Origin of the sequence: Rhodococcus sp. EPR-134, assembly GCF_001647205.1 — a bacterium.
In the GTDB taxonomy this organism is placed as follows: domain Bacteria; phylum Actinomycetota; class Actinomycetes; order Mycobacteriales; family Mycobacteriaceae; genus Rhodococcus_F; species Rhodococcus_F qingshengii.
The window spans coordinates 1-2,496 of sequence record NZ_LVCT01000129.1 but is presented as its reverse complement, the minus strand read 5'-3'; the positions used below and the strand labels follow the sequence as shown (position 1 = coordinate 2,496).

Sequence of the window (2,496 nt, the reverse complement as noted above, 5' to 3'; positions counted from 1 at the left end):
GGTGGTCAGGTCACCGACTCCTGCGGTGTAGTTGTGGGAGTTGCCGTTTCGGTCTTGGATGCTTGCGAGGGCGGCGGGTAGTCCGTCCTCGCTCACCAGCGCGTCGAGGGAGCGTTGAACCGCGTCGGACTCGGTGGAGGAAGAACCGACGGTATCGGGACTGAGGGCGGATGACGGCGAGCAGGACGCCAGCGTCATGGCACCGAGGGCCGCCGCGGCAACGACCGAAAAGGTCCGGTGCCGTTTGCGGTCCTGCCGGCGATCTGAGGAAGGGAAGCCCTTTCGAATATTGTTACGCATCAGTAGAACTCCTGAGGATTGGTAGGTTCGGGACATCGTTCGCTCGGGAAGAATTGTTGTTCGATGTTGCGTGCGAAGTCGTGCACGAACATGTTTCCTTCACTTCTCGCACATCGCTGCGTCGACAACTCGCTGTGCTGCTACGAAGGCGTCCTCGCTCATCGGGATGTGATTGAGGGTGAGAGTCACAGCGCGTCCTGTGGTATCGACTCCGCCCGAGGTGCCGAAGCCGGGAATTCCGCCGCCGTGACCCCAGATCTCCTTCCCGCAGGAGCTGTTCACGCGGACTAGTCCGAGTCCGTAGCTGTCCTGCGGGCTCCTGTCGAACGGCACGGTGTGTTTCATCTCGGCGAGCCTGTCATTCGAGACGAGATCGCCGCGTAGCAAAGCCGTGAAGAAAGTGTTGAGGTCGGCGCCCGTTGCGACCATCGCACCTGCGGTGTCGGCCCACGACACGTCGCCATCGGTGACATCGACCTGAATGCCGTCAATCGGGTGATAGCCCTGTGCATGAGAACCGCGGATCTGTGTCTCGCGGGAGGCGGGAAAATAGGTGTCCATCAGTCCGAGCGGATCGATTATGCGGGTGGTGATCTCCTGCGCGGCAGGGCGTCCTGTGACCTTCTCGATGAGCATCCCGAGCAGAATGTAGTTCGTGTTCGAATAGACAGCCTTGTCTTTGGCTGCCGGGCCGGGTGGAAGAGACATCGCGATATCGACCAGTTCAGTGGGGGAGAAGTGCTCCGGTGGTTGTGCGCTTGTCCCCACCAGCAGCTGGCCGGGCTTGATGTCTTCCGGCCGTGCTCCGCCGGCGGCGAGGTAGTCCGTCAGTCCACTGGTGTGCTGCAAGAGATCTCGAATGGTGACTCGGTTGCCGTCGTTCCCGTTGCCTACGACCGTTCCGGGCAGGTAGTGCTCGATGCTCATATCGAGGTCGAGCAGTCCGTCGTCGACGAGTTGCATGACGACGGTCGAGACGAAGGCCTTTGTGTTGCTGCCGATTCGGACCCGCGCATCATCGGGGATAGGCTCGCCGGTGGCGGTGTTTCCCATTCCTGCACGAATGATGCGAGTGCCCCGCGACGGGTCGGAGATCACGAGTTGTGCGCCGGGGATCCCCTGCTCGATGACGCCGTCGAGCGCCTGTTGCACGGCAGCGTCGCTTTGCCGAGTGGAATCAGTGGAGTCAGTGGTGTCACCACATCCGCTCACGCCCAATATGAGGGCTGCAGCGGTGACTGCCGGAAGCACGGTGAGCAGGGGGCGACGTCGAAGGGTGGTCATTGGTTGTGGTCTCCTGTTCGTCGAATCTCGTGGTGAGTTCCACATGCAGAGAACAGTATTGACGTGCGTACGCGTCCTCCATGGTGCGAAGTGCAGTCTCTCGGGGGTGCGTGCCGGAGCGTACGGGGTGTAGCTGGCTGCACCTCGGAGTCCGGCGTCTCGCGGCCGATACTGTCGGTTTGACGAGCTATTTCGGAGTAGGCGGCCTTTGGTGATTGACAGGAGGCCTCAGCGACAAAGGGCGATATCCACCGCGTGTTCGAGTTTTCTCCGGGTGGCGTCGTCGACTACTTGCATGCTGACCGCGATGTTCGCTTCGCGTCCGTCGTCGGTAGCGCCCCCGCGTGTCTCGTATCCAGGGAAACTGCCGCCGTGGCTCCAGGACAGGCCGCCACACGGTAGCGGGCGGCTGACCAATCCAAGTCCGTAGCGGGCATCGGGTCCGAAGGTTTCCTCCGCGGGGACGGTAGTGCGCATCTGGTCGAGTTGGGCTGCGGGGAGCAGTCGTCCGTCGAGGAGTGCGTGGAGAAACTGGTTGAGGTCCGAGGTGGTGGAGATCAATTGCCCTGCGGCCCATCCCCACGAGGGGTCTATCTCTGTGATGTCGACGGGAGGCGCGTCCGATGACTCCCGGTAGTAGCCGCGGGGGTGAAGTTCCGAGATCTTCTCGTCGTATGGTTCAGGAAAGTATGTGTGCTGCAGATCGATCGGCGCGAAGATTCGCCGGTTCATCTCCTCGGCGAGGGGTTTTTCAGTGATCTTCTGTACGAGTAGGCCAGCGAGGACGTAGTTGGTGTTGCTGTACTTCCAACTCGTTCCGGGGGCGAAGTCGGCAGGATGTTCGAGCGCGATGTCGAGAAGTTCGCGTGGGTCGTAGTATCGGACTTCGTCTTCCAGGTAGTTGCTGTAGTT

2 protein-coding genes and 1 pseudogene are annotated in these 2,496 nt (G+C 61.3%); all 3 read right to left on the bottom strand.

Annotated elements, in window-relative coordinates; all coding sequences use genetic code 11:
• A pseudogene (locus A2J01_RS05755) lies at positions 1–300 on the bottom strand (hypothetical protein); the annotation flags it as partial.
• Positions 301–399: 99 nt separating this feature from the next.
• Entirely contained in the window at positions 400–1,584 is a 1,185-nt protein-coding gene (locus tag A2J01_RS05750) for a serine hydrolase domain-containing protein (protein WP_007733647.1), read from the bottom strand.
• A 228-nt stretch (positions 1,585–1,812) separates the two neighbouring features.
• Positions 1,813–2,496: serine hydrolase domain-containing protein (locus A2J01_RS05745; protein WP_156519190.1), on the bottom strand; the 684-nt coding region annotated here is incomplete at its 5' end.